The 18,952-nt window shown below is 60.9% G+C and carries 19 protein-coding genes; 1 reads left to right on the top strand and 18 read right to left on the bottom strand.

The window, feature by feature from the left end:
- Positions 1–38: 38 nt before the first annotated feature.
- The 18 genes from lnt to dnaK form a co-directional block, all read right to left on the bottom strand.
- Positions 39–1,655, bottom strand: a complete 1,617-nt coding sequence (gene lnt / locus SIAM614_RS13920; protein WP_081455253.1) for an apolipoprotein N-acyltransferase — start codon at positions 1,653–1,655, stop codon at positions 39–41.
- A gap of 156 nt (positions 1,656–1,811) precedes the next feature.
- Entirely contained in the window at positions 1,812–3,005 is a 1,194-nt protein-coding gene (locus SIAM614_RS13915; RefSeq protein ID WP_157139849.1) for a hemolysin family protein, read from the bottom strand.
- Between the two features lie 38 nt (positions 3,006–3,043).
- Positions 3,044–3,559: an rRNA maturation RNase YbeY gene (ybeY, locus tag SIAM614_RS13910; RefSeq protein WP_040440213.1), complete on the bottom strand. Its 516-nt coding sequence runs from the start codon at positions 3,557–3,559 to the stop codon at positions 3,044–3,046.
- 16 nt (positions 3,560–3,575) lie between these two features.
- Positions 3,576–4,637 (bottom strand): PhoH family protein, encoded by a 1,062-nt coding sequence (locus SIAM614_RS13905; RefSeq protein ID WP_006935417.1) that lies wholly within the window; start codon positions 4,635–4,637, stop codon positions 3,576–3,578.
- A gap of 84 nt (positions 4,638–4,721) precedes the next feature.
- Entirely contained in the window at positions 4,722–6,173 is a 1,452-nt protein-coding gene (gene miaB, locus SIAM614_RS13900; RefSeq protein WP_407636306.1) for a tRNA (N6-isopentenyl adenosine(37)-C2)-methylthiotransferase MiaB, read from the bottom strand.
- A 198-nt stretch (positions 6,174–6,371) separates the two neighbouring features.
- A complete protein-coding gene (locus SIAM614_RS13895; protein WP_040440211.1) occupies positions 6,372–7,238 on the bottom strand; it encodes a lysophospholipid acyltransferase family protein in 867 nt (288 codons plus the stop codon).
- A complete protein-coding gene (locus SIAM614_RS13890) occupies positions 7,231–7,680 on the bottom strand; it encodes a Fur family transcriptional regulator (RefSeq protein ID WP_040440209.1) in 450 nt (149 codons plus the stop codon). Before SIAM614_RS13890 ends, SIAM614_RS13895 begins: the two co-directional genes overlap by 8 nt.
- A gap of 48 nt (positions 7,681–7,728) precedes the next feature.
- The gene (rimI, locus tag SIAM614_RS13885; RefSeq protein ID WP_006935413.1) at positions 7,729–8,217 is read right to left on the bottom strand and encodes a ribosomal protein S18-alanine N-acetyltransferase; all 489 of its coding nucleotides are present in this window, start codon (positions 8,215–8,217) and stop codon (positions 7,729–7,731) included.
- Positions 8,214–8,891 (bottom strand): tRNA (adenosine(37)-N6)-threonylcarbamoyltransferase complex dimerization subunit type 1 TsaB, encoded by a 678-nt coding sequence (gene tsaB, locus SIAM614_RS13880; RefSeq protein ID WP_006935412.1) that lies wholly within the window; start codon positions 8,889–8,891, stop codon positions 8,214–8,216. Before tsaB ends, rimI begins: the two co-directional genes overlap by 4 nt.
- Before the next feature lie 291 nt (positions 8,892–9,182).
- Positions 9,183–9,740 carry a NifU family protein gene (locus tag SIAM614_RS13875; protein WP_006935410.1) on the bottom strand — a complete coding sequence of 186 codons (558 nt, stop codon included), beginning with the start codon at positions 9,738–9,740 and terminating at the stop codon, positions 9,183–9,185.
- Between the two features lie 190 nt (positions 9,741–9,930).
- Complete coding sequence (locus tag SIAM614_RS13870; protein WP_006935409.1) at positions 9,931–10,425, bottom strand: universal stress protein; 495 nt, start codon at positions 10,423–10,425, stop codon at positions 9,931–9,933.
- An 88-nt stretch (positions 10,426–10,513) separates the two neighbouring features.
- Entirely contained in the window at positions 10,514–11,818 is a 1,305-nt protein-coding gene (gene hslU / locus SIAM614_RS13865) for an ATP-dependent protease ATPase subunit HslU (RefSeq protein WP_006935408.1), read from the bottom strand.
- A 3-nt stretch (positions 11,819–11,821) separates the two neighbouring features.
- The gene (locus tag SIAM614_RS13860) at positions 11,822–12,340 is read right to left on the bottom strand and encodes a GNAT family N-acetyltransferase (protein ID WP_006935407.1); all 519 of its coding nucleotides are present in this window, start codon (positions 12,338–12,340) and stop codon (positions 11,822–11,824) included.
- Between the two features lie 6 nt (positions 12,341–12,346).
- The gene (gene hslV, locus SIAM614_RS13855; protein ID WP_006935406.1) at positions 12,347–12,907 is read right to left on the bottom strand and encodes an ATP-dependent protease subunit HslV; all 561 of its coding nucleotides are present in this window, start codon (positions 12,905–12,907) and stop codon (positions 12,347–12,349) included.
- Positions 12,908–13,080: 173 nt separating this feature from the next.
- On the bottom strand, positions 13,081–13,656 hold the full coding sequence (locus SIAM614_RS13850; RefSeq protein ID WP_006935402.1) for an NADPH-dependent FMN reductase: 576 nt from the start codon (positions 13,654–13,656) through the stop codon (positions 13,081–13,083).
- Positions 13,657–13,782: 126 nt separating this feature from the next.
- Entirely contained in the window at positions 13,783–14,445 is a 663-nt protein-coding gene (locus SIAM614_RS13845; RefSeq protein WP_006935396.1) for a class I SAM-dependent methyltransferase, read from the bottom strand.
- 102 nt (positions 14,446–14,547) lie between these two features.
- Positions 14,548–15,678 (bottom strand): molecular chaperone DnaJ, encoded by a 1,131-nt coding sequence (gene dnaJ, locus SIAM614_RS13840; RefSeq protein WP_006935395.1) that lies wholly within the window; start codon positions 15,676–15,678, stop codon positions 14,548–14,550.
- A gap of 164 nt (positions 15,679–15,842) precedes the next feature.
- Complete coding sequence (gene dnaK / locus SIAM614_RS13835) at positions 15,843–17,765, bottom strand: molecular chaperone DnaK (protein ID WP_006935393.1); 1,923 nt, start codon at positions 17,763–17,765, stop codon at positions 15,843–15,845.
- A 355-nt stretch (positions 17,766–18,120) separates the two neighbouring features.
- Here dnaK and SIAM614_RS13830 point away from each other — a divergent pair, with 355 nt between their 5' ends.
- A complete protein-coding gene (locus SIAM614_RS13830; protein ID WP_006935390.1) occupies positions 18,121–18,945 on the top strand; it encodes a glycine-rich domain-containing protein in 825 nt (274 codons plus the stop codon).
- Positions 18,946–18,952: the final 7 nt, after the last annotated feature.

Raw genomic sequence — 18,952 nt, 5'->3', positions numbered from 1 at the left:
TGTATCACAATTTCTTCACTCAACTCAAATAAAAAATATCAATTTATGCGCGAGTTTCGGTTGTACTGATAAACCCCTGCAAATACTACGATGAAAAAGGAAAAAACGAGCGCTGGACCATCGCCAATACTGCCGTAGAGAGTATTGCCTAGCCTCTGCGGAAGCCTTGCGTCTATCAGGCCTCTTTCAAAGATCGCGAGTTTCGCAACGACGCGGCCTTTGGGGTCGATCACCGCGGATATCCCTGTATTGGCGGCTCGAATCAGCGGCAAACCGCTTTCGATAGCCCGTAAACGGGCCTGTGCGAGGTGCTGATAGGGACCCGGCGTCCGGCCGAACCAGGCGTCGTTGGTTACATTCAGCAGGAAGTCCGGCCTCTTGGAAACGCCATCCAGAGAGCCCGGAAAGATCGCCTCGTAGCAAATCATGGGTAGAAATCCAAAACTCTCGGACGTGGTCAGCACACGTGGCTGATACCCCGCCTCGAAGCCCTCCAGGGGCCCGGCAAGGTTCGATATTCCCAACAATTCTAGCAGAGGTTTAAATGGCACGTATTCACCGAAAGGCACAAGCCGCACCTTGTCGTAAATGCCCTGAACGGTGCCCTCGCTGCCAATCACGAACACGCTGTTGAAGTAGTCAGCCCCCTGAAGCCCGGGCTCCGCCCTGATCGCTCCGGTCACCAGTTCGGTGTTTTCGGCGAGCGATTGACCGATCCGGAACAAAGCGCCCGGTTCCTGCGTGAGCAGGAAGGGGACGGCCGATTCAGGCCAGACCACCATGCGCGGCTGTCCAACGCGCGCAGCGCCGCCAAGTGGCGCCTGGGTCATGTCGAGGAAGGTCTGGAAGATCTCGTCGCGCAGTTCCGGCCGCCATTTGTCTTTCTGGTCGATCGACGGCTGTACGATTCTTATGTCGAGACCGGCAACGGCGAGGTCCGCCTGCCAGAGCCTGACAGCGCCGTGCCCTGCGACCGCAACCAGCGCAACGGCGGCAGCAGCAACGGCCGTCACACGCTGGCGCAACGGCCGCGCGTCGGCCAGCACGGCCGGGGCGGAAAACACTGCCACCACAAAGAAGGTGAGCCCGTAAAGCCCGACGAGGCTCGCAGCTTGCGACAGGCTCAACGATCCGGACACCCCGTAGCCGAAGGCGTTCCAGGGAAACCCGGTCAAGACATGGCCGCGCAGCCAGTCCGTCAGGGTCAGGCCCGCGGCCAGCAGCAGGATACGGCGAAACTGATCGCTCCAGAAAATTGCTGCCAGGCCGACTCCAAGGCCCGTGAACAGCGCCAGCCCGACGGGCATCGCCAGCACGGCGAAGGGCATCAGCCAGGCAAAGCGCTCCGCTTCGACCAGAAACGCCGCCCCGATCCACCACAGGCCGGACAGGAAATACCCGAAGCCGAACAGCCAGCCGAGCGCGAAGCCCGTGCGAAACCGCTGAAAGCGCGTGCCGGGTGCGGGATCGACCGCTCCGTCCAGCAGCCAGACGAAGCACGGAAAGGTGAGGAGGAGCACAAGGCTGAAGTCATACGGCGGAAGCGCGAAGGCCGTTATGGCGCCGCAGACTGCGCACAACAGCCGGCGCTGCCACCCCCATGCCAGTAGAAAGGTATTTGGCAGGACCGACAGGCGGTGTGACAACCATTGCATCAAAGAGCTTCCCCGTTCTTGCGGTCAGGAGATTTGTCGGCTCGTCGCAGTGGGGTCAAGGGTTAATACCTACGGCGAGCGAAGAAGTCGCTTCGGGCAGACCGTCCCCGGCGCCGTTGGTCACCAAATTTTTTGCAGGATCTGGCGGGTTTCCGCTCACCCGTTTCCGCTGGACGCGGCAACTTTGGTCTTTGTGCCTTCGCTGTCCTGACTCCCCTCGCCCGAGACAGAGTCTGTCCGTTTGGGACGGCGGCGAAGATCCGGCGGACGTGCGTCCGGGCGGCGGCGGCGGATCTTCAGGCGCTTGATGCGGCGCGGATCGGCATCCATCACCTCGAACTCGAACCCCGGAACCTCGTCCGGCACCAGCAGCAGCTCACCGCGAACCGGAACCCGGCCCACCGAGACATAGAGCAGACCGCCAAGCGTATCGACGTCCTCGGAAATCTCACCGTCGTTCAAATGCGTGCCGAGCGCTTCATCGAGATCTTCAAGAGGCAGCCGCGGATCGGCGATCCAGACGCCCTCGCCGGCCGAGGCCAGCATGGCCTCCTCATCCTCGTCGTGTTCGTCTTCGATGTCGCCGACGACTTCCTCGACCAGATCTTCCAGCGACACCAGACCGTCGGTCCCGCCATATTCATCAATCACCAGGGCCATCTGGATCCGGTCGGCCTGCATCTTCGCCATCAGGTCGGTCGCTGGCATCGACGGCGGCACGAACAGAACGTTGCGCAGAAGATCCGTGTCCTTCAGCGAGACAGACAGGTCGACACACGACAGGTCCAGGTCGGGCATGTTGTGGCCATTGCGCGCCGGCGAATTGGAATTGGACGGCTGATAGGCGATTGTATCGTTTTCATTGTCCACAGAAGTTGCAGGACGGTTCGACGCGCCGCGTTCGGCGATATAGGCCATCAAATCCTTGATGTGGACCATGCCCCGTGGATCATCCAGCGTCTCTTCATAGACCGGCATGCGCGAATGCCCGCTGGTCTGGAACAGTTCCATGACCCGGCTGAGGCTTGTTTCCTGATCAACCGCGTCGATATCGGCGCGCGGGATCATGACATCGTCGACGCGCAGTTCCCGCAGCCTGAGGATGTTGCCGAGGAGCATCCGCTCTTCCGGCGAGAAGGCGGCATCGCCCCCTTCGCGGGCAAGCTCATCCTCCAGGTTCTCGCGCAAGCTCGAAGACTGGCGGCCCAAGCGCAGGAAGCGTTTGAGAAGGTCGAGGAAGGCCGCAGATTTCTGCGGCTTCGGCTGTTGCGGGTCTTCCCCGTCCTGGTCCTGTCCGGTGCTGGCAGGCTTCTGCCCATTTGCCGGACTTTGCGGTTCAATTGAGTTCATCATCCATCAATCAAGAACATCACATCCCATGATGCCACTTAACCGCCGTCGGCCACAAGTGGCCTGTCCGCGTAAGGGTCATCGATGCCAAGAGACGCCAGAATGGCCTTCTCGAGGCTTTCCATAAGTTCCGCCTCTTCACTTTCCTGATGATCATAATCGAAAAGGTGAAGCAAACCGTGAACTGTCAGATGGGTAAGGTGATCGGAAAATTCAATTCCAAGGTCCGCGGCTTCTGCCGCGACGGTTTCATAGGCGAAAACGATATCGCCCAGAAGCGGGCCATAAACGTCGCCCTGCGGGTCGCTGCCGGGAAAGGACAGGACGTTTGTCGCCTTGTCCTTGTCCCGCCATTTTGCGTTCAACTGCCGGATCGACGCATCGTCGGTAAACAGCAGCGAAACTTCGGTTCCCTCCAGCACTTCCAGATCCGCCCCGGCAAAGGCAGCGGCAACCGCCTTTGCGGTTATCGCTTCCAACTGGGCTTCCGCCGGCCAATCGCCCGCCTCAATCGACAGGTCAATCTGAAAACTTTCGGGCAATCGGTCTGGCATCTTCTGCAGGGGCTTTTCAGGAATTTGCGGCTTCACGAGGGCGCGCAGGGGCACCGTCGCGGTCCGCACCACGTTTTCGCTCGGCAAAGCGGCGCTCGCGCGCTTCCGATTCTTCGCGAGAGGCGTTGTCATAGGCGGTCACGATCCGTCCAACCAGCTCGTGACGGACAACGTCCTTCTCGTTGAACCGGATGTGGGCGACTTCCGGAATGTCGGTCAACAGCCCGAGCGCTTCGCGCAGACCGGACACCTGTCCGGACGGCAAGTCGATCTGGCTCGGATCGCCGGTGACGATCATCTTCGAGCCTTCCCCCAGACGCGTCAGAAACATCTTCATCTGCATGGAGGTCGTGTTCTGTGCCTCGTCGAGCAGCACCACAGCGTTGGAAAGCGTGCGGCCGCGCATGAAGGCCAGCGGCGCCACTTCGATCATGCCGGACTGAAGGCCACGGTCGACCTTTTCGGCAGGCATCATCTCATAAAGAGCGTCGTAAATCGGCCGCAGGTACGGATCGACCTTGTCCTTCATCTCGCCCGGCAGAAAACCGAGACGCTCGCCGGCTTCGACAGCAGGACGGGACAGGATCAGACGGGCCACATCGCCGCGCTCCAGAAGCGCTGCGGCATAGGCCACCGCCAGGAAGGTCTTGCCGGTACCGGCCGGGCCGGTTCCGAAAATCAGGTCGGCCCGGTCCATGGATCGGATGTAGGCGTCCTGGGTTGGCGTGCGGGCAACGATTGTCTTGCGGCGGGTCGCAATCTGGGCGAAGGCCAGACGGGACTTGGGCTCCAGCGTCGGCAACGGCAGTTGCGCTTCCGCAGCTGCCGCCATGCGCAAGGCACCGTCGACATCGCCCGGATGAATTTCCTGCCCCTGCAGCAGCCGCTGATACATGGCCTCCAGCGCGGTGCGCGCCTGCGCGCAGCCCACCTGGCTGCCTTTCAGCGTCACCTGGTTGCCGCGGGCAATGGCATCGATGCCCAGGCGCTGTTCGATCAGCGCAAGGTTCTGGTCGAATTGCCCAAACAGATCTCCGATCAGCCGGTTATCTTCAAAGGCAAGAACAATATGGGTCATGTCGGAGGCCGAACCGGCCGCAGAAGTTTGTACCGAGGACTTGCGGGATGAAGAGTGGCTGTCGCGCGTCAAATGACGTCTCCTTTAGGCCGCCGGAGCCGGGATGCGTCCGGACCTTCCAAGATCATCTTGCCCCGCAATCAGCCGCCCGAACAGGGAATTGGACCCGATGTCAACGATTTCCACCGCTTGTATCGACCCGATGAGGTCTTCAGGTGCATCCAGTTGCACCGGCTGCAACCAGGGCGACTTGCCGACAAGCTGTCCGGGATTGCGGCCGGTCTTCTCCAGAAGCACGTCGCAGGTCATTCCCAGACGCGAGGCGTTGAACGCCTTCTGTTGTTCGGCAACCAGCGCCTGAAGCTCGGCGAGCCGTGCGGATTTGACGTCTTCCGGCACCTGGTCGTCCATGGTTGCACCGGGCGTACCGGGCCTGGAACTGTATTTGAACGAGAAGGCCGAGCCGTAGCCAACCTGTCGAATCAGATCCATCGTGTCCTCGAAATCCTGGTCGCTCTCGCCCGGGAAACCGACGATGAAATCGCCGGAGAGCGCGATATCGGGAGCTGCCTCGCGGATGCGGTCGATCAGACGAAAATACTCATCGCGCGTGTGACGGCGGTTCATCGCCTTCAGGATCTTGTCGGAGCCGGACTGCACCGGCAGATGCAGATAGGGCATCAGGCTTTTCAGATCCCGATGCGCAGCGATCAGATCGTCATCCATGTCGCGCGGATGGCTGGTGGTGTAACGCAGCCGGTCGAGACCGTCGATTTCCGACAGGCGCCGCAACAGCCGGCCAAGGCCCCAGACCGCACCGTCCGGCGATGCGCCGTGATAGGCGTTGACGTTCTGGCCCAGCAGCGTGATTTCCCGCACCCCGACCGCCGCCATACGCTCGGCTTCACTGACGATCTGCTCGACCGAGCGGGAAACTTCGGCCCCGCGCGTATAGGGAACGACGCAGAAGGTGCAGAACTTGTCGCAGCCTTCCTGCACGGTGAGAAAGGCGGACGGCGGGCGTTTCAGCACCTGCTTTTCGGCACGTTCCGACAGGTGATTGAACTTGGCGTCGATATCGAACTCGGTTTCGACGACCTTGGAACCCGCACGGGCCTTTTCCAGAAGCGACGGCAGCTGATGGTAGCTCTGCGGCCCCACCACAAGATCGACGATGGGGGCGCGGCGGGAAATTTCCTCGCCTTCCGCCTGCGCAACGCAGCCTGCGACACCCACCATCATGTCCTTGCCGGATTTCGCACGCTCTTCCTTGACCTTGCGGATGCGGCCAAGCTCCGAATAGACCTTCTCGGCGGCTTTTTCACGAATGTGGCAGGTATTCAGGATGACAAGATCCGCGTCTTCCAGATCGTCCGTCGCCTCGAACCCTTCCGGTGCCAGCACGTCGGTCATGCGCTCGCTGTCATAGACGTTCATCTGGCAGCCATAGGTACGCACGAACACCTTGCGGGTGTTCCCGCCCTTGCGGGCGTCTGTCATGTCGGCGGCGGATACGACGGTGGCGTTCGTTTCCAGGTCTTGTTCAGGGCGGCTTGTCATTCGCTCCTCGTGGGGCTCCTTATGGCCTTCGTCAGTTGGCCTTTATCAGGCGGCCGGATGTCGTGAATGTCGATACCTTCATCGGGCAATTCACCCGGCACGGGCACTGGATCGATCCGTCCATCCTGCCCGGGTCCCGCGCCTTTCAACGGCAGCGGACGGCACCTTGCAAATTCAGGCGCCAGCTTTAGCGGTTTTTTCCGCGTTTGAGAAGAACTCGCTTGGCTCGATTTCGCTGAAATCTTCGGTGTCGACCGACTTTTGCAGCAGCGAGGCAATCGTCATGGCCCGAACCTCCGTTTCCAGACGGCGGCTCAGGGCTTTGCGGTCCGTTGTCCGGTCGACCAGAACCGGCTCGCCCCAGCGTACCACGACGTCGAGCGCACCGCGCGAGAAGATGCCCCACAGATGGCCCGCAAGCTCCATATCGCCGTACCAGGCGACATGCGGACGGTGGGCCCGGCCCATGGGCAGGCCGTAAAAGCCCTGATAGGCGACAGAGAGCGGCTGCACCCAGACCTTTGACGTCTCGTCCTCACCGATAGCGCGGGTTGCGGCCCCCAGAAGCGCCGAGCGAAACGGCAGAACGCAATTGCCGTCGTTGGACGTGCCTTCGGCAAACAGCACCATTGCATCCCCGGCCGCCATGCGTTGAGCAATCGTGTCGGCCACCTGCGCGGTTTCCGTGCGCCGGGTGCGATTGACGAAGACCGTGCGCTGAAGCTTTGCGAACAGGCCGAAAATGGGCCAGCCGGAAACCTCGGATTTGGCAATGAAGGAAAGAGGCATCAGCGAACCGACAACAGTGATGTCGACCCAGGATGCGTGGTTGGAGGCAATCAGCAGCGGCCGGTCCGTGGCAGGGGTTCCGATCTGCTCGATCTTGATGCCGACGAGCCGCGTCGCAATCCGGTGCCAGAGCTGAGGCAGTCTCCGTTGCATGGGTAGCCTGAGTTTCACCGCCAGCCACTGAAGCGGGATCAACACCAGCGAGACCAGTGTCAGAAGAAAGATAATGAGACCGGCCTTGATCTCAGCCATCGGCCTGATCATCCTTCTTGGCTTCGAGCGGAACGCCGTAAAGCTCCAGCCGGTGATCGACCAGCCGGTAGCCCAGTTTCTTGGCGATGAATTCCTGCAAGGCTTCGATTTCCTCGTTGCGGAATTCGATGACCTGGCCCGACCGCAGATCGATCAGGTGGTCGTGATGCTCGTCCGGAACGGTTTCGTAGCGCGAGCGGCCGTCGCGAAAATCGTGCCGCTCGATCATGCCTGCGTCCTCGAACAGCTTGACCGTGCGATAGACCGTGGAAATGGAAATGCCGGGATCGATGGCGACGGACCGGCGGTAGAGTTCCTCAACGTCCGGATGTTCGTCGGAGGCCGCTTCGATAACGGAGGCAATGACCCGGCGCTGTTCGGTCATGCGCATGCCTTTTTCGATGCACAAGTCCGCTAGCGCTGATTGCCGCTCTTCCGCCATTGCGATGCCATCCGCTGTCTGTTTCCGATACCGTATCTGCTACAGCGCTTAACCAAGATCGACGCGCATGACAAGCGCGGTGCCGTCTCCTCCACTGTCGCTGTAATAGCCCTTGCGGCTGCCGACCTCCTTGAAGCCAAGCGCCCGGTAGAGCAGCAAGGCCGGTTCGTTGGCTGCGTCCACTTCCAGAAAAAGATGCTTGCAGCGCTCACCGTAAAGACGGAACAGGCCGGCTTCCATCAGCTTCTTGCCGATGCCGCGGCCGCGCTGGCGCGGGTGGACGGCAATCGTGATGACCTCGGCTTCATCGGCGGCGGTGCGCACGATCAGGAAACCGAGCGGCGCACGCGTGCCATAGGGGCTTGCCCGGCGCGCCACCAGAAACAGCGTTCCCTCATGCGCCTTCATCCGCGCAAGCTCGTCCGTATTCCATTTGTGCTTGAATGACAGTGCGTGGATCTCGGCAATCTTCGGTAGATCTTCGTCCAGCGCCTCTTCTATCACCGGCGGCTGGGTCCAGAACCACCAAAAACTCATTGCCGTTCTATCCTTCCCTTCGTTTGCGGCGTCGCATCGGGCGGCCGCAAATAGAGTGGCGAAGGGGATGACCTCGAAGGATCGGCGGAGATCCCCAGTTCCGCAACATCCCGAATACCCGGGAAAGTGCTGCGGGACAATATCGCGCTTTCGGGAAGGCCAAGCTCCCTCGCGATTTTTTCCGATGCCGATCCTGCCAATCTTACGTCCTTGGGCAGGTTCGCCGCAAGGTCGGCAATCGTCCGTACACCGGCTTCATCGGCAGCTGTGCCGGACGCGTGATAGAGCTGGCAGTAAACCTCGTCGGCCTTTCCCGTCAGCGCCACCAGCACGGGACCGCCTTCATCTCCGGGCACGGCGGAACGGGCAATGGCCGCCAGCGTGGTCACGCCGACAACCGGCTTGCCGAGCACCAGACCAAAGCCACGGGCAACCGCCAGCCCGACACGCAGGCCGGTGAAGCTGCCGGGCCCGATGGTGACGGCAACGCGGTCGAGTTCGGAAAAGGTGGTGGACGACTCGGCCATGACCTCGCCGATCATGTCCATCAGCTTCTCGGCATGCCCCCGGCCGATCTCTTCCCCGCAAGCCTCGAAACACGCAGTTTCGGCACCGTCGTCGAGAACGGCGGCGGCGCAATTGGCAAGGGCTGTATCGATGGCGAGGACGCGCATTCCGGTTTGGCTCATGGTTTTCGAATGTCACATGCCACTACCCCGGCGTGGGCCGGGAGTCGAGCGGGGCTTTGGACCTAAGTCCAAAGGGGGGCTTGCCTTCCACAAAGAATGGGAGTCGAAAATTTACGAGGTCTGCGGCTGTTCAAAGGCGTTTTGCCACGAAAATGCGGCGGTCATCGTCACTTTTTGCAAGTGGCGAACCAGGCTGGGCAGACGCACCACAGTCTTCGAACAGAAAAAGGCCCGGCTGGACGGCCGGGCCTTTGAAACTTTGCAAGGGTCACCCGATCAGATCGGGCGGACTTCTTCGACTTCCGGTACGAAGTGGCGCAGCAGATTCTGAATGCCGTGCTGCAACGTTGCCGTGGACGACGGGCAGCCTGCACAGGCGCCACGCATGGAAAGGTAGACGATACCTTCCTTGAAGCCCTTGAAGGTGATGTCGCCGCCATCCTGCGCCACCGCCGGACGCACCCGGGTTTCCAGGAGTTCCTTGATGGTGCTGACGGTGTCCGCGTCACCTGCCTCGAAGAACTCGCCTTCCTCGATATTTTCCGCTTCGCTGGTCGCCATGACCGGCTGGCCGGACATGAACTGCTCCATGATCACGCCAAGAATGGCGGGCTTCATGTGCTGCCAGTCGGTTTCGTCCTTGGTCACGGTCACGAAGTCGTGGCCGAAAAAGACCGCCACCACGCCCGGCACGTCGAACAGTTTCTGCGCCAGCGGCGATACTCCGGCATCCGCCTTGGAGCGGAAGTCGTAGGTTCCCTCCGGCAGGACAACCCGTCCCGGTAGAAATTTGAGTGTCGCCGGATTCGGAGTGGCTTCGGTTTGAATGAACATCTTGTCTCGTCCTTGCGCTTCTGGTCGCGCCCGTGTGGCCGGCTTCGTTTTGCGCCTCACCTCCATCGCAAAACGCCGATGAATGTTTCTAACGTATCTCGCGACAGTTTGGAACCGTTAAAAACTAGATAGGTGCAGATCCTGCCTGGTCAAGCAATCTCTGGGAAACTTTGCCCCCTGCGTGCGCGGATCACGCAAGTGCGGCGATGGAATCGTCATCCAGGTTGCCCGGCACGATCGTTACCGGAATCGGGAATGTTCCAGCGGATTTTCCAGCAATCGACGACACCAGAGGCCCCGGCCCTTCCGAGCCTGTGCTGGCGGCGAGGATCAGAATGGCGATATCGGCATCGGCCTCGATCAGTTCCATGATCTCCTCGGCCTTGGTCCCTTCCCTCACCACCGTCTCCGGTTCGGTGCGGGCAACGGAGCGCACCCGCTCGGCGGCTTTTGCAAGGGCCGCTTCGGCTTCTTCCTGGGCTTCCGCCCGCATGATGTCCTCAACCCCCAGCCAATGCTGGAAGTCGCCTGGCGCAATAATGAAGACCAGCGTCACGACGCCGCCGGTCCGGGCCGCCCGTTTGGCGGCATATACGATCGCCCGGTCACATTCGGGCGTCTCGTCGACCACAACCAGAAACTTCCGGCGGTGGCCTTCCTCGTTGCTTTTTCGAATAGCTACCATGGGGCGCATGCTGCCACCGGTCCGCGCGCTCCGCAAGCGGCGAAATCGCCGCGCTCGGAGCGCTCAACCGGTGTCTTTCGGACCCGCCCTAGAGGATGAACTTCGACAGGTCGACGTTCTTTGCAAGGTCGCCGATGTTGTCGCGAACGAACTTGCCCGTGATCTCCACCTCTTCGCCCGGCCGGTCCGGCGCGGTGAAGGAAACCTCGTCGAGAATGCGTTCCATCACCGTCTGCAGGCGGCGGGCACCGATGTTCTCGACCGAGGCATTGAGATCGACCGCAATGGTCGCGATCTCGTCAATGGCATCTTCGGTGAAGCTCAGCTTGACCTTTTCCGTATCCAGCAGCGCCACATACTGCTTGATGAGGCTGGCTTCCGGTTCGGTCAGGATCGCCCGGAAATCATCCTTGTCGAGCGCGCGCAGCTCAACACGGATCGGCAGACGGCCCTGGAGCTCCGGCAGAAGGTCCGAAGGCTTGGCAACGTGGAACGCGCCCGAGGCGATGAACAGGATGTGGTCGGTCTTCACCGGTCCATGCTTGGTGGAGACGACCGTACCTTCGATCAGCGGCAGAAGGTCACGCTGCACGCCTTCGCGTGAAACGTCGGCTCCCGCGCGGCCTTCACGGGCGCAGATCTTGTCGATCTCGTCCAGGAAGACGATGCCGGAATTCTCGACCAGCGAAATTGCCTCTTCCACCACCTTGTCGTCATCGAGCAGCTTGTCGGACTCCTCGTTGATCAACATCTGGTAGCTGTCGCCGACAGTGGTGCGTTTTGTCTTTGTCTGTCCGCCGAATGCCTTGCCAAGCAGGTCGGAGACGTTCATCACCCCGACGCTGGCACCCGGCATGCCCGGCAGATCGAAGCTCGGCATCTGGGCCTGCGCCCGGACCTCGACCTCGATTTCCTTGTCGTCCATCTCGCCGTTGCGCAGCTTGGTGCGGAAGCTGTCCCGGGTCGCCGGGCTTGCGTTCTTGCCGACCAGCGCATCCAGCACGCGTTCCTCGGCCAGCATGTGCGCCTTGGCCTTGACCGCTTCGCGCTTCTGGTCGCGCACCAGCGAGATCCCGGCTTCCACTAGATCGCGGACGATCTGCTCCACGTCGCGGCCCACGTAGCCGACCTCAGTGAACTTGGTGGCTTCCACCTTGGTGAAGGGCGCATTGGCGAGCTTTGCCAGGCGGCGGGAAATCTCGGTCTTGCCGACGCCGGTCGGGCCGATCATCAGGATGTTCTTCGGCAGAACCTCCTCGCGCATCTGGCCCTGAAGCTGCTGGCGGCGCCAGCGGTTGCGCAATGCAATGGCAACCGCGCGCTTGGCATCTTTCTGGCCGACGATGTAGCGGTCGAGTTCTGAAACGATCTCACGCGGAGAAAAATCGGACATTGTTTAAGACACGCCTTCTTTACTTACGAGTTCCATCAGCAGGTAGTCGCCGGTGCGTCCCAGAAGCGCTTCGATCTCCCGAAAGCCGGCCTTTCGATAGGCCTTCACGGCCCTGAGATTGGCCGGATCCGGATCGATGATGATCCGCTCATGGCCTTGTTCACGCAGCTCGTGGACGAATGCCTGCAAAGTTCTTGTTCCAAGTCCCCGGGACACGTCTTCCTCGGCAGCTATCGACAGATCGACACCGACAGCCTCGGCCGGCAGCAGATCCAGCCAGGGATAGTCCACCGCAAAGGTGCTGCCCTGCTGATCGCCGACAAACCAGACCTGAATATAGCCCTTGTCGACGCCGCCTTCCTGGAAGATGAAAGGCCGGGTCGTATCCCTGCCTTCGACCATGTCCCGGATGTTGTTCAGTTCCTCTTCCGGATCGCCCCACCAGTGCCGCCAGTGCGGCCGCGCCATCCAGGTCGCCAGCATCGGCAGATCTTCGGCGGTGACGGGGCGAAACGAAATCATTGGCCGCTACTCGGCCGTATCCAGCGATTCGACCGTCACGCTGGCGTTGGTGTAAACGCAGATTTCCGCGGCAACCGCCATTGCCTTTCGGGCAATGGTTTCCGCGTCATAGTCGGTGTCGGCCAGGGCACGTCCGGCGGCGAGCGCGTAGTTGCCGCCCGAGCCGATGCCCATGACACCGCCTTCCGGTTCCAGAACGTCGCCCGTACCGGTCAGCACCAGCGAGACGTTCTTGTCGGCCACCAGCATCATTGCCTCCAGACGGCGCAGATACCGGTCGGTCCGCCAATCCTTGGCAAGTTCCACGCAGGCGCGCATCAATTGACCCGGATACTGTTCCAGCTTCGCCTCAAGGCGCTCGAACAGCGTGAAGGCATCAGCGGTGGCACCGGCAAAACCGGCGATAACCTCGCCCTTGGCCAGCAGGCGTACCTTGCGTGCGGTGTGCTTGATAACGGTCTGGCCGAGGGAGACCTGGCCGTCACCGGCGATCACCACCTTGCCACCCTTGCGCACCATCATGATGGTCGTACCGTGCCACTGGGCCGGTTCGCGCGTTTCGCTCATTCAATCCTCTTGGCAATCTTCATGGTCTTCTGTCTGCCGCCCTATGTAGGCGGCAAAACGGGCTTTTCCAAGCAGTCAATAGCATCCGGCCCGCTGCGGACCGATTTCAGAGCGGCCGGAGACCAGCTCACGGCAGGCTATTTCGCTTTGAATTTCGCCGGGAAACCGCACCGTCAGTGCGACATCTCGATCCGGGTTGCCCGCAAGAGCCCCTCCACCAGCTTGTCGAGCTGACCGCCCACCCGTTCGTCGGAGAGTTCACCCTTGTCGTCAAATGCGCTGGCAGCCTTGGAAACGGCCACCATCTGCGGCAGCACCATTGCCCCAAGGCCGACTTCCAGGATGGTGCGCATACCTATCAGGCCACGCATGCCGCCGTATGCACCGGGTGAGGCAGAGCCGAGCGCAAACATCTTGTTCCTGTACGGATCGCCCGGTTCCTTGACGCGGCTGATCCAGTCGAGCGTGTTCTTCAAAAGCGGCGTGACACCGGCATTGTATTCCGGGCAGGAGAGAAAGACGCCATCGTTTGCCAGAAAAAGGCGTTTGAGTTTCCTGGCGTTTTCCGGAGCGCCACTGGTTTCTTCCAGATCGCCGTCATAGATCGGCAATGGATAGTCCTTCAGCGACAGATGCGTTACGTCCGCATCCAGGATCGCAAGTTTCTTGGCGGCCAGGGCCGCAAGTTTGCCGTTGAAGGACCCGCCCCGGACGGAGCCCGAGCAAACGAGGATTTTTGGATTGCGCATCAGAACCTACCCAACACTTGTCCAGCCCACGCATGACGCAGCGTGGTAAACACCTGACGGCAAGTGTAGGGCGCTTTTCCGGAAATGGGAGTGTTTCGTGCCCGCTGTCCCCTGCCGTCTCAAGCCTCAATGGGCCTTGCGGTAGACCCAGACGCGCGCCGGAGGCAGGTTCTTCCAGACCCAGTCCGAACTGAAGACGGAAACTGACCGGCTGTCCGGTTTGACCGGGGCAACCAGCCCGTATGAAAACTGGATGAAAGGCGCTCCCGGCTTCAGAAGCTCCAATGCTTCAGCCAGCAGAGCCTTGCGCGCCGCTTCCGGCCGTGTCAGCAACGGCAGGGAGGAGACGATGCCGTCCAGCGAATGCCGCTGGCCTTCGGTGGCTGAAAACGTGTCCCCGGCACGGCCAAGGGTTTCACCAAGCGCATAGGCATCCCCCTGCACGACTTTCAGACCCGGGTATCTGCGGGTCAGAAGTTCGCAGAACTCCGGACAATATTCGATGAGACTGAGCTGATGGGACGAAAACCCGCGTTCCAGGATCGCCTTGGTAACGACGCCGGTTCCCGGCCCCAGTTCAACAACCCTCGAATGCGGCCGCGGCGTCAGAAAGGACGCCATCCTGGCGGCAAGTTCCGGCCCGGAGGGGGCCACTGCCCCGGTTCGAAGCGGATTCTGAGCCCAGGAGCGAATGAATTTGACTTCATCCAGCACCTTGGCCCGAACGGCACTGGCCTTTTCAAGCTTTTCCCGAAAGGCTTCCCGGCGGGAGCTATTGCGTTTCAGCATCTTTCCTCACTCATCCCCACAGGGGGAATATAGGAGTGATTGCAATAAGATGCCATGGGCAAGCGCACAGATTGCACGCAGGTGCTGCCCATTTCCGGCCGCTTATGCACCGAGATTATCGATGAAATCTTTCACCTTGGAGAAAAAGCCCGCAGATTCGGGATGGTTTTCGCCGGAAGATTCCTTTTCGAATTCCGCCAGGAGTTCGCGTTGGCGCCGGGTCAGATTGGTCGGCGTTTCGACAGTGACCTGAATATACATGTCGCCATGCTGACTGGACCGCATGATCGGCATGCCCTTGCCGCGCAAGCGGAACTGCTTTCCGGTCTGCGTGCCCTCGGGCACCTTGACGCGGCTGGTGGCCCCTTCGACCGTCGGCACGTCGAACTGACCGCCGAGCGTCGCCGTCGACATGGAAATCGGCACGCGGCAGTAAAGATCGGCGCCGTCGCGCTGGAAGAGTTCGTGCGGCCTGATGGAGAGGAAAATATAGAGATCGCCCGCGGGCCCACCGCGCACGCCTGCTTCGCCTTCTCCTGCCAGCCGGATACGGGTTCCGTCCTCGATGCCGGCAGGAATGTTGACCGAAAGCGTACGCTCCTGGGTCTTGCGCCCGGAGCCGCCACAGCCTTCGCAAGGGTCGGTGATCACCTGGCCGCGGCCCTGACAGCTCGGGCAGGTGCGCTCCAGCGTGAAGAAGCCCTGTGCGGCACGCACACGGCCCGCCCCGCCACAGGTGCGGCAGGTGGTCGGGCTGGTTCCTGGCTTTGCGCCCGAACCGGAGCAGTCGTCACAGGTAACGCTGGTGGGAACCTCGATCTCCACCGTTTTTCCGGTGAAGGCATCTTCCAGCGTGATATCCAGATTGTAGCGCAGGTCCGCGCCGCGCTCGCGTCCGCCGGAGCGGCGGCCACCACCTCCGCCCATGCCGAAGAATTCTTCGAAGATGTCCGACATGGTGGAAGAGAAGTCGTGGGCTCCGGCGCCGCCACCGCCAAAACCACCGTTTTCGAAGGCCGCATGACCGAAACGGTCATAGGCCGCACGCTTCTGCTTGTCCTTCAGCGTGTCATAGGCCTCGTTGACTTCCTTGAACTTGGCTTCGGCGGCCTCGTCGCCCGGATTGCGGTCCGGGTGAAACTGCATGGCCATCTTGCGGTAAGCGCTTTTCAGCGCTTTTTCATCCGCATCGCGCGAAACACCCAGCACCTCATAGAAATCACGTTTCGACATCAAGATCTTCCGGTCTTGTTGTTGCACCGCAGGCGGCCTGGCAAAGGCCGGCGCCTATTACGGCGAAGGCGCCGCGCACAAGTGCCTGTGTCATCAGGCAGTCGAGCACCCGGCGCCGGGATTGGACCAGCCAGCCGGAGAACCGGCTGGCTGGCGCTTTTCAGTTAAGCGGATTTTTTGTCGTCGTCTTCTTTGACTTCTTCGAAATCCGCATCGACGACATCGTCTTCAGCCTTGGCTTTCGGATCGGCTTCCTCGCCGTCCTCAGCCTGGGCGTCAGCCTGAGCGGCCTGATACATGGCTTCGCCAAGTTTCATGGACGCTTCTGCCAGAGACTGGGTCTTGGCCTTGATGTCTTCCAGGTCTTCACCTTCGAGAGCAGACTTCAGGGAGGCGAGAGCGGTTTCGATCGCGGACTTGTCGTCCTCGGAAACCTTGTCGCCATAGTCCTTCAGGGACTTTTCGGTGGAATGGACCAGAGATTCGCCCTGGTTCTTGGCTTCCACCAGTTCCTTCCGCTTCTTGTCCTCATCGGCATGGGATTCAGCGTCCTTGATCATCTGGTCGATGTCGCTGTCGCTGAGGCCGCCGGAGGCCTGGATGCGGATCTGCTGTTCCTTGCCGGTGCCCTTGTCCTTTGCGGACACGTTGACGATACCGTTGGCGTCGATGTCGAAGGTGACCTCGATCTGCGGAACACCACGCGGTGCCGGCGGCAGGCCGACCAGGTCGAACTGACCGAGGATCTTGTTGTCCGCAGCCATTTCACGCTCACCCTGGAAGACGCGGATGGTCACGGCCGTCTGATTGTCTTCAGCGGTCGAGAACACCTGGCTCTTCTTGGTCGGGATCGTCGTGTTGCGGTCGATCAGACGGGTGAAGACACCGCCAAGCGTTTCGATGCCGAGCGACAGCGGGGTCACGTCGAGCAGCAGAACGTCCTTGACGTCGCCCTGCAGAACACCGGCCTGGATCGCGGCACCCATGGCCACGACTTCGTCCGGGTTCACACCCTTGTGCGGCTCCTTGCCGAAGAAGGTCTTCACGGTTTCCTGGATCTTCGGCATGCGGGTCATGCCGCCGACCAGAACCACTTCGTCGATTTCACCGGCTGCGAGACCTGCGTCTTTCAGGGCGGCTTTCATCGGCTCGATGGTACGCTTGACCAGATCCTCGACCAGCGACTCGAACTTGGCGCGGGTGAGTTTCAGCGTCAGGTGCTTCGGACCGGAAGCATCCGCCGTGATGAACGGCAGGTTGATTTCGGTCTGGGACGAGGACGACAGTTCGATCTTCGCCTTTTCCGCAGCTTCCTTCAGACGCTGCAGGGCCAGCTTGTCGTTCTTCAGGTCGATGCCCTGGTCCTTCTTGAACTCGGACGCAAGGTAGTCGACGAGGACCATGTCGAAGTCTTCACCGCCGAGGAACGTGTCACCGTTTGTGGACTTCACTTCGAAGACGCCGTCGCCGATTTCCAGGATGGAAACGTCGAACGTGCCACCGCCAAGGTCGTAGACCGCGATGGTCTTGCCGTCGTTCTTGTCGAGACCGTAGGCAAGCGCTGCTGCCGTCGGCTCGTTGATGATACGCAGGACTTCGAGACCCGCGATCTTGCCGGCATCCTTGGTGGCCTGACGCTGTGCGTCGTTGAAGTAGGCCGGGACGGTGATGACCGCCTGGGTCACTTTTTCGCCGAGATAGCTCTCAGCGGTTTCTTTCATCTTCTGAAGGATGAAAGCAGACACCTGGGACGGGGAGTATTTTTCGCCGTTGGCTTCCACCCATGCATCGCCGTTGTCTGCCTCGACGATCTCGAACGGAACAAGTTTCTTGTCCTTGTCGACCGTCGGGTCGGAATACCGGCGACCGATCAGGCGCTTGACCGCGAACAGGGTGTTGGTCGGGTTCGTGACCGCCTGGCGTTTAGCCGGCTGGCCGACGAGACGCTCGCCATCGTCGGAGAAGGCCACCATCGACGGGGTGGTGCGGGCGCCTTCTGCGTTTTCAATTACTTTGGAATCCTTGCCGTCCATGACGGCGACGCACGAGTTCGTCGTGCCGAGGTCGATACCAATGACCTTTGCCATTTCTGCCTCTCTTTCTAGCAAACCGGATAGACCCATAAAGGCGTCATTCCGGCTCCTCTCAGTTGGGTACCGGGTTTCCCCGGACATCGCACCAGAACGCTAGGCTCATGATTTGGCGCGAAGCTTGATCGCTATATAGGTGGATGAAACTTTGCCTGCAAGACATCTGTCCAATGACATTTCGCAGACTTTCCCTTCTTGGCCGATATTTCTTCCCAGATCGTTACCACCATTGTCAGCTTTGCGAATTCCACATGCAATCGAGGGGAACCGTCAGGTTTTGCTGAAAGAGGCAAGCCAAACCGGTTAAGCTCCGCCCGTCACAGCAAAGACCCCTTCGGAAAGGAGACCTGACTTGCGCGATGCCCGCCTTTGGACCCGGCTTGAAGCCTGCCACCCGGACGATGTGGAAGCGGACTTCCCATTTACCGCGCGCCTTGCCCGCGACAACGGCTGGAGCAAGGGTTTCGCCAGACGTGTCGTGACCGAGTATCTTCGGTTTGCCTATCTCAGCCGGCTTGGCGAAGGCATCGTGACGCCGAGCGACGAAGTGGACCAGGCCTGGCATCTGCATCTGACCTACACCAGACATTACTGGGAACCATTCAGAGAAGCGCTCGGGGGTCCGCTGCACCATATGCCGACGAAGGGCGGCCCTGACCAGGACGTCCGGTTCCGGCAGGCCTATGCAAGAACACTCCGGCTTTACCGAACTGAGTTCGGCGAACCGCCACAGGATATCTGGCCGCCGGAAGAGATCCGTTTTGGCAAGGCGCCGGGGTTTGTCCGGGTGAATGCGCAGGATGTCTGGATCATCCGCAAGCCGCACTGGCCGAACCGGGTCGCGCGGGTCGCCAGGTGGTTTGCGAATGCGCCCACTGCCGTGCTCTGCGCGTTGCTGGCCACCCTGTCTCTTCTCTTGGGGACGCGACTCGCTTTCGCCCATGGAGAGGCGCAAGGAGACACCTTCCTGGAAAGACTGGTCAACAGGGTCTGGCACTGGGCCACCATGCACACCACCGAGTTCGTGTTGAGCCTGTTCATAATCGCCCTGGCGCTGGTGATCTTCTCCATGAAGTCAGGCGGCAACTCTTCCGGATGCAGCACCGGCTGCGGCAGCAGCGGTGGGGGCGGCAGCGGTGGTAGTTCCGGCTGCAGCGGTTGCGGCGGTGGAGACTGACCGAAGG

The sequence above is a fragment of the Roseibium aggregatum IAM 12614 genome (assembly GCF_000168975.1).
Lineage (GTDB): Bacteria > Pseudomonadota > Alphaproteobacteria > Rhizobiales > Stappiaceae > Roseibium > Roseibium aggregatum.
Note: the sequence above shows the minus strand (reverse complement) of the source record. Positions and strands in the feature narration are given on the sequence as shown.

What these genes read in the sequence shown, in the direction of transcription:
- hslV (WP_006935406.1), bottom strand. Translation starts at nt 12,907, where the DNA reads ATGAGCGAAACGCGCGAACCGGCCCAGTGGCACGGTACGACCATCATG.
- hslU (WP_006935408.1), bottom strand. Translation starts at nt 11,818, where the DNA reads ATGTCCGATTTTTCTCCGCGTGAGATCGTTTCAGAACTCGACCGCTAC.
- SIAM614_RS13915 (WP_157139849.1), bottom strand. Translation starts at nt 3,005, where the DNA reads ATGAACTCAATTGAACCGCAAAGTCCGGCAAATGGGCAGAAGCCTGCC.
- dnaK (WP_006935393.1), bottom strand. Translation starts at nt 17,765, where the DNA reads ATGGCAAAGGTCATTGGTATCGACCTCGGCACGACGAACTCGTGCGTC.
- SIAM614_RS13905 (WP_006935417.1), bottom strand. Translation starts at nt 4,637, where the DNA reads ATGACCCATATTGTTCTTGCCTTTGAAGATAACCGGCTGATCGGAGAT.
- SIAM614_RS13845 (WP_006935396.1), bottom strand. Translation starts at nt 14,445, where the DNA reads ATGCTGAAACGCAATAGCTCCCGCCGGGAAGCCTTTCGGGAAAAGCTT.
- SIAM614_RS13890 (WP_040440209.1), bottom strand. Translation starts at nt 7,680, where the DNA reads ATGGCGGAAGAGCGGCAATCAGCGCTAGCGGACTTGTGCATCGAAAAA.
- lnt (WP_081455253.1), bottom strand. Translation starts at nt 1,655, where the DNA reads ATGCAATGGTTGTCACACCGCCTGTCGGTCCTGCCAAATACCTTTCTA.
- ybeY (WP_040440213.1), bottom strand. Translation starts at nt 3,559, where the DNA reads ATGCCAGACCGATTGCCCGAAAGTTTTCAGATTGACCTGTCGATTGAG.
- SIAM614_RS13895 (WP_040440211.1), bottom strand. Translation starts at nt 7,238, where the DNA reads ATGGCTGAGATCAAGGCCGGTCTCATTATCTTTCTTCTGACACTGGTC.
- dnaJ (WP_006935395.1), bottom strand. Translation starts at nt 15,678, where the DNA reads ATGTCGAAACGTGATTTCTATGAGGTGCTGGGTGTTTCGCGCGATGCG.
- SIAM614_RS13870 (WP_006935409.1), bottom strand. Translation starts at nt 10,425, where the DNA reads ATGGTAGCTATTCGAAAAAGCAACGAGGAAGGCCACCGCCGGAAGTTT.
- SIAM614_RS13875 (WP_006935410.1), bottom strand. Translation starts at nt 9,740, where the DNA reads ATGTTCATTCAAACCGAAGCCACTCCGAATCCGGCGACACTCAAATTT.
- rimI (WP_006935413.1), bottom strand. Translation starts at nt 8,217, where the DNA reads ATGAGTTTTTGGTGGTTCTGGACCCAGCCGCCGGTGATAGAAGAGGCG.
- SIAM614_RS13850 (WP_006935402.1), bottom strand. Translation starts at nt 13,656, where the DNA reads ATGCGCAATCCAAAAATCCTCGTTTGCTCGGGCTCCGTCCGGGGCGGG.
- SIAM614_RS13860 (WP_006935407.1), bottom strand. Translation starts at nt 12,340, where the DNA reads ATGATTTCGTTTCGCCCCGTCACCGCCGAAGATCTGCCGATGCTGGCG.
- tsaB (WP_006935412.1), bottom strand. Translation starts at nt 8,891, where the DNA reads ATGCGCGTCCTCGCCATCGATACAGCCCTTGCCAATTGCGCCGCCGCC.